Here is a 6,760-nt window from a genome sequence, read left to right on the forward strand (position 1 = left end):
TTCCCTCAAGTAAGCAGTTTCCTGCTTTCGTACAACTCCGAGGAAGGATGCATGTCATGACCAGACTGAATGGAAAGACCGCCGTGATCACCGGTGGCGCTACCGGCATCGGCCGCGCGGCGGCAAAGCGTTTCATCGAGGAGGGCGCCTTCGTCTTCATCTTCGGCCGCCGGCAGGAAGCGCTCGACGCCGCTGTGGCCGACCTCGGGCCCAATGCTCGCGCGATGAAGGGCTCGGTCTCCGATCTGGCCGACCTCGACCGACTCTACGCGGCGGTGAAGGCCGAGCGCGGAACCCTCGACATCGTCTTCGCCAATGCCGGGGCGGGAAGCCAGCTTCGGCTCGGCGAGATCACCGCCGAGCACATCGACGAAACCTTCGACACCAATGTGAAGGGCACGATCTTCACGGTCCAGAAGGCGCTGCCGCTGATGGGTCAGGGTGGTTCGATCATCCTGACCGGATCGAGCGCCGGCACCACGGGCGCCCCGTCAATGAGCGCCTACAGCGCGAGCAAGGCGGCAGTGCGCAACCTCGCGCGGAGCTGGGCGGAGGACCTGAAGGGCACCGGCATCCGGGTCAACGTGCTGTCGCCCGGGGCGACGGCGACCGAACTCGCGAAGGAAGCGCTAGGCGAGGAGGGCCAAAAGGTCTTCGCCTCGATGACTCCGCTCCAGCGCATGGCCGATCCGGCGGAGATCGCAGCGGTGGCCGCCTTTCTCGCATCGCCGGACAGCAGCTTCATGACCGCTAGCGAGGTCGCGGTTGACGGCGGCCTTGCGCAACTCTGATGCGCTACCGCAACTCTGAACCGCCACGCCCGGCCAGTCACTTCATTCGATATTTGGAGCCCGCAGGGCGTGGTAAACCGAAGGAAAATATATGAGCTACGCAATTATTGGCTTCGGCAAGATCGGCCAGGCTCTTGCCAGGGCGTTTGCCCGAAGCGGCATCGAAGTATCCGTTGCAACCACTCGCGACCCGGAAAGCTTTGCATCCGCTGCGGCCGCGATCGGACCCGGGATCATTCCCAAAAAACTGGCGGAAGCGGTCAAGGCGGACATCGTCTTTCTGGCTGTCCGTTTCGAGTCGCACCAGGATGTCGCGAACGCGCTGTCCACCTGGCAGGGGAAGACCATCGTCGATGTGACCAATGCCTACGGCGTGCCCCCTGAGGAACTGGGCGGACAACCTTCTTCCAGGGTCGTCGCACAGGCCTTCACTGGCGGTAGACTGGTTAAGGGCTTCAACCATTGGGGCGCGGCTGTCCTTGACCAGGATCCGGCCGTACATGGTGGCAGGAGAGTCGTGTTCCTGGCGAGCGACGATGACGGCGCCGCAGCGGAGATTGGTACGCTCGCGGAAAATCTCGGTTTCTCGCCGATCAAACTTGGCGGGCTTTCGGAAGGTGGACTGCTTGTGCAGGCGCGTGGAAATAGCTGGGGTCAACTGATCTTTAAGGACTTGGTCAAGTTCGACGGATGAATCGTGATCGCACATTTCGATGCGATCGGTTGCTACAACGAGGCTTCCAGAATGCAGCAACAACGGTGGCGTCGGTGTCGCTTGCCTTAACACCTGGTAGCAATGCCGGCCGAAGCAGCACCAGGCCGCCAACCTCGCTGCGGCGGTTGCGGCCATCGATCCCAAGGCAATCGCTATGCCTGCCATATGGGGCAACGAGCGCCGATAGCCGGAATGAGCGCCGGAAACCCTTGCCAGCGTCGTTGCGCCAGCCGGTGTGATCGTTGCGACGGCCACAAAGAGAATAACGACAGGGTCATTGTGAAGCGCCACGTCCTCCCTGGTCAGTCGATCGTAGGAAGGACGAACCGTTCACTGAACGTAGGATCCGGCCCGTCCAGTCGCCGACCGAAAACAGCGCCGCCTGTACGTTCCACCATTTGACGGCAAGCACGACGAGGTCCTGCTCCGCAGCGTCTTCGGCCGTTCCTGCGGCGGCGCTGGAACCCAACTTCGCCACAAGGGCGAGGAAGTCGTCACACAGTTTTCGCACCGTGTATGATTCCGGCGTCGAAGCCGCCACAGTCCGATTGGATGCCTTGCGTGTGAGAACAGGGTCTTCCTTAGCGTCGCGGCGCTGCCGAATGTCTTGCCATTCGACATTCGACTATCGCGGCAGCGTACGACATTGCTGGCCACTCTCCCAGCTTCTGCTGACGCATCCGGCCGTCGACGGGCGATTTGAATCGGTAGGTCCAACTGCGCCGCGATGCGGTCGCTTCCAGACGAAGGCCCGGGAACGCGTCGAAGCTCATGTAAGTACCAGGTTTTAGCTGTTTGGGGGCCTTGGCATCAAATCGCGTGGTCGGCGTAGGTTTTCGGCTAACGAGCGAAAAAGAGTTATGCCAATGCCTAGCGTTTAGCAACTTGCAGACGACGACCGTAGCTGTTTCTTGGTGCGCAAACGGTCGATACAAAAAGCCCTTATCTGAAGGGCCTTTGATGAAGAAATGCCCCGCGTGACCAGCCTCTCGCGGATGATGAAGGAAAAGCCGTCAATGCTCGCAGAACAACGTCACCAATACATCCTCGCGCAAGTCGCCAAAACCGGCGCGCTCTCGGTCGCTGAACTCGTGCGCGAACTGAACGTGTCGCGTGAAACGATCCGCCGTGATCTGAACGCGCTCGCCGGGCGCGGTCTGCTGGTCACCACGCATGGCGGCGCGCTGTCGAGCGACCGGCGCGAGCCCGACCTCGACACGCGCGAAGCCGCCAACGCCGGCGCGAAGCGTGCGATCGGCGAGCGCGCGGCCGAGTTCGTGCCCGATGGCGCATCGCTGATTATCGATTCGGGCAGCACCACGCAAGCGGTGGCGCGGGCGCTGCTCGACCGGCATCGTCTGTCGGTTTACACGAACGACTGGCGCATCGCGCTGCTGCTGGGCCGCCGCAACGACAACCGCATCACGTTGCTCGGCGGCGAACTGTCGGATATCGAAGACGCCACCTTCGGGCTCGACACCGTCCATCAACTCACCCAGTACCACGCGGACTTCGCGTTCATCGGCGCAGGCGGCATCTCGCCGGATGGCTTTCTGACCGACTACAGCCGCATGGCCGCCGAAGTGCGCAGCCGCATGATCGCCGCCGCCGATACGGTGGTGATCGTCGCCGACCATTCGAAGTTCGGACGTGTGACGCCGGTGCGCATCAACGGGATCGAATCGGCGCGTTATCTCGTGACCGAACTCGCGCCGGAAAAAACGCTCGGCAAGGCGATCGCGGCGCACGGGCCGGAAATCGTGATCGCCTGAGCTTCGAGCGGCCAGCCCGTTTGCGCTCTTTCATTTTGCTTGGCTAGAGTCCCGGGCTTCACGAGGGCGCGGTTGTTATATGAGCTTCCGTCGGCGGATCAAGGTTCGTCGCCCCGCTCGACCGGAAAATTCGATTTGCGCGTGATTTGCATGTGATTGGCGAGTTGTGTCGCTTTGTTCAATCCGATGCGACGGTCATGGACTTGTCATCCAAAGCTGTGATTCTTCTGCCCGTTCAGACATGGCAGGCAGCGCGAAGATCGCAAGCAGACTGCAAGCCAGGCTGAAGAGAAGCGGCAAGCTTCCCGCAATCGCGCAGCTCCACCACGCGGAGCGGGTCACGAAGGCGCGACAGCCACGCTCACGCGGCGCGGCCGCCCTGCGGCCTGAGTTGACGGTCTTGCGCGAAGCGGCGGCAAGCTTCGGTGCGCCGCGTTCGATGGTGCTGCGGCTCGTCGTGCTGCCGCAACTCGTGCCGGCGATCCGCGAGCCTCACGCTCGGCTTCGCGTTGTCGCTCGGCGAACCCGGCGCTACGCTCACGGTGTACTCGCCGGGTTTCGCGACGGTGCCGATCCTCGTCGTCGGGCAATTCGAGCGCGGCTATTATCTGCCGGCTTCGGCTTCGGCTTCGGCTTCGGCTTCGGCTTCGGCTTCGGCTTCGGCTTCGGCTTCGGCTTCGGCTTTGTCGTTGATTCTGCTGCTGGTCTCGCCGGCCTCGCTGCTGCTGATCGCGGCTCGCGTGCCGCGTCGTCGGGGTGAACTGACAGGCAACTTCTGATGTTTCGTGTTGGTGTCTCATGACGGCGCGCCGACCATCGCACAATGACCAACCTGCGCGCCGTGCGAATGCAGACGCGTGTGAATAGCGGCGTGCGGCGCGCCCGTGACGCGCGCGAACCGGCTGGACCGTTGGACGTGACGGACGTCGCACGATCGACGTATCGCAACAGCTTGACTACGAACTGGTAACTGCACGCGTGCTCGACACGCAGGGACGGTAACGATGGCGAATGCAGGCGAACGTACGATCGAAGTCAACGGGCGCGGCTACCGCCTACCCTCGCAACCGACCGTCGTCGTGTGCGTCGACGGCTGCGAATTCGATTATCTCGAAGCGGCTGCCGCGGCGGGCGTGGCGCCGTTCATCGGCAAGATGCTCGAGGGCGGGGCGGCGTTCAAGGGCGACTGTGTGATTCCGTCGTTCACGAACCCGAACAACCTGTCGATCGTGTGCGGCGTGCCGCCGTCGGTGCATGGCATCTGCGGCAATTACTTCTGGGACCCGGACGCGAACGGCGGCGAGGGCGCGGAAGTGATGATGAACGACCCCGCCTATCTGCGCGCCGGCACCTTGCTCGCGGCTGCGGCCGAAGCGGGCGCGACGGTCGCCGTGGTCACCGCGAAAGACAAGCTGTGCCGGCTGCTCGGCTGGCAACTGAAGGGCATCTGCTTCTCGGCGGAAAAAGCCGACAAGGTGACGCGCGAGAAAAACCGCATCGGCGAGGTGCTCGATCTGGTCGGTTTGCCGTTGCCGGATGTGTATAGCGCGGCTTTGTCCGAGTTCGTGTTCGCCGCCGGCGTGCGGCTGGCCGAAACGCGCAAGCTCGATCTGATGTATCTATCCACCACCGATTACATCCAGCACAAATGCGCGCCGGGCACGCAAGGCGCAAATGCGTTCTACTCGATGATGGACGGCTATCTCGCGAAGCTCGACGCGCTCGGCTGGATAATCGGCCTCACCGCCGACCACGGCATGAACGCCAAGCACGATCCGCAAACCGGCGAGCCGAATGTGATCTATCTGCAGGACGTGCTGGACGATTGGCTCGGCGTGAAGAGGGCGCGCGTGATCTTGCCGATCACCGATCCCTACGTGGTGCATCACGGCGCGCTCGGTTCATTCGCGACGATCTATCTGCCGCGCGATGCTGGTGTCGCGCAGGTGATCGAACGGATCGGCGGCTTGCCGGGCGTCGATGTCGTGCTCGATAAGCGCGCCGCGTGCGAACGTTTCGAGCTGCCGAGCGACCGCGTCGGCGATATCGTCGTTGTCAGCGCCAGACATGTAGTGCTCGGCACGCGGCGCGATGAGCATGATCTTTCCGGACTGACCGTGCCGTTGCGTTCGCACGGCGGTATTTCGGAGCAGGTCGTGCCGTTGTTGTTCAATCGGCGCGTCGAGATCCTGCCGTCTGCCGCGGGTGGCAAACGGCTGCGCAACTTCGATATCTTCGACGTCGCATTGAATCATCTGCGGGCGTCGTGAATGCGGTGTCGCGGGACGACGCGGTAGTTCGGGCTTCAGTGCCGCGGCTTAAGGCGAGCGTTCGGTGACCACATTCGTATCGGCAAACGGAGCGTCGTTCGGCTCGTCGTCCAGCGTGTGTGCGAACGGGAGGACGTCACTACGCGCTTCATCAGTGAACTGCGCGTGGGAATGGCCAACGCGTGGGAGGGTGCCGGGCTATTGGGTCGAGCTAATGCGGTTCGGCTGTATCGAAGTGCCGGGTTCGGCTATAAGGAAGTCGTTCAGTACGCGACGAAAGGTTGTCCCAATCTGAAGACTTTTTCATTCCCGTGGGAGTAATTGGTGGCATTGAGTCTGAACGACATTCGATCGTTGTTCGAGCAATACGGCAATCTCGCATATAGCGGCGAGCCGGTGACGCAACTCGAACACGCGTTGCAGAGTGGCGCATTGGCGGAGGAGGCGGACGCTGATGATGAACTCGTCGTCGCCGCCTTCTTGCACGACGTTGGACATCTTTTGAATCCGCAAGGCGACACGTCGACGCAGCGTGGTATCGACGATCTGCATCAGTATTTCGCGCTGCCGTTCTTGCGGCCTGTGCTTCCGGATGCGGCATTGGAGCCGATCCGTTTGCACGTTGACGCAAAGCGCTGCCTGTGCGCAATCGACGACGGGTACTTTGGCCTGCTTTCCCCTGATTCGGTGCGAAGCCTTGCATTGCAAGGCGGCGTCTTCAGTAAGGAGGAAGTCGCGGCATTCCTGCAAAAGCCTCACGCGGAAGATGCGTTGCGTCTGCGTCAATGGGACGATCGCGCAAAAGAAGAAAACCGCGCGACGCCCGGTTTGGAGCACTATCTGGAGATCGTCGAGCGAGTGATGCGCAATCGGGCGGTTGATTGAGTCCGTTTCGAGTCGCTGTATCGCTCCCGGACTCGGACTGATTTCGTCTCCTGGTTTGTGCTTTCTTTGCGCCAATTCTGGCGCAATTGATGCTCATCAAAATAACGCTTGCAAGGCCCGTTCGGGGTCGCTAGAATCTCGCTCTTTCGTGCCTCGGACAGCGGGGCGCGGGAAGCGGGAGAGCCAGCAATGGCGGGGGTTTGCGGCAGGTCGGACGGGTTAGAAAGTTGGAAAAACCTGTTGACGGCGTGACGGAAGTTCTCCATAATCTCGTTTCTCTGCTGCAGATGCAGCGACGCAGAACGAAGCGGTGCCGGGTGGTTGAAG

At 62.0% G+C, this 6,760-nt stretch carries 6 protein-coding genes and 1 pseudogene; 6 read left to right on the plus strand and 1 reads right to left on the minus strand.

Annotated features, from left to right (window positions below; translation table 11 throughout):
- Positions 1-56 precede the first annotated feature (56 nt).
- Both ACTJLC_RS26715 and ACTJLC_RS26720 read left to right on the plus strand, forming a co-directional pair.
- Positions 57-791 (plus strand): SDR family NAD(P)-dependent oxidoreductase, encoded by a 735-nt coding sequence (locus ACTJLC_RS26715; RefSeq protein WP_073432539.1) that lies wholly within the window; start codon positions 57-59, stop codon positions 789-791.
- Positions 792-882: 91 nt separating this feature from the next.
- Positions 883-1,485, plus strand: coding sequence for an NADPH-dependent F420 reductase (locus ACTJLC_RS26720; protein WP_310135314.1), 603 nt, complete (start codon positions 883-885; stop codon positions 1,483-1,485).
- Between the two features lie 295 nt (positions 1,486-1,780).
- On the opposite strand, the gene ACTJLC_RS26725 is transcribed toward ACTJLC_RS26720, so the two are convergent.
- Positions 1,781-2,047, minus strand: a complete 267-nt coding sequence (locus ACTJLC_RS26725) for an NAD(P)-binding domain-containing protein (protein ID WP_374709899.1) — start codon at positions 2,045-2,047, stop codon at positions 1,781-1,783.
- A 475-nt stretch (positions 2,048-2,522) separates the two neighbouring features.
- Between ACTJLC_RS26725 and ACTJLC_RS26730 the strand changes: the two genes are divergently transcribed.
- The 4 genes and pseudogenes from ACTJLC_RS26730 (at position 2,523) to ACTJLC_RS26745 (ending at position 6,433) form a co-directional block, all read left to right on the plus strand.
- Entirely contained in the window at positions 2,523-3,278 is a 756-nt protein-coding gene (locus tag ACTJLC_RS26730; RefSeq protein WP_073432544.1) for a DeoR/GlpR family DNA-binding transcription regulator, read from the plus strand.
- A 370-nt stretch (positions 3,279-3,648) separates the two neighbouring features.
- A pseudogene (locus tag ACTJLC_RS26735) lies at positions 3,649-4,057 on the plus strand (hypothetical protein); the annotation flags it as partial.
- Between the two features lie 225 nt (positions 4,058-4,282).
- Entirely contained in the window at positions 4,283-5,548 is a 1,266-nt protein-coding gene (phnA, locus tag ACTJLC_RS26740; RefSeq protein WP_310135315.1) for a phosphonoacetate hydrolase, read from the plus strand.
- Positions 5,549-5,872: 324 nt separating this feature from the next.
- Positions 5,873-6,433 (plus strand): phosphonate degradation HD-domain oxygenase, encoded by a 561-nt coding sequence (locus ACTJLC_RS26745; protein WP_310135316.1) that lies wholly within the window; start codon positions 5,873-5,875, stop codon positions 6,431-6,433.
- Positions 6,434-6,760 lie beyond the last annotated feature (327 nt).

The sequence above is a fragment of the Paraburkholderia sp. 22099 genome (assembly GCF_052045835.1).
GTDB classification, from domain to species: domain Bacteria; phylum Pseudomonadota; class Gammaproteobacteria; order Burkholderiales; family Burkholderiaceae; genus Paraburkholderia; species Paraburkholderia terricola.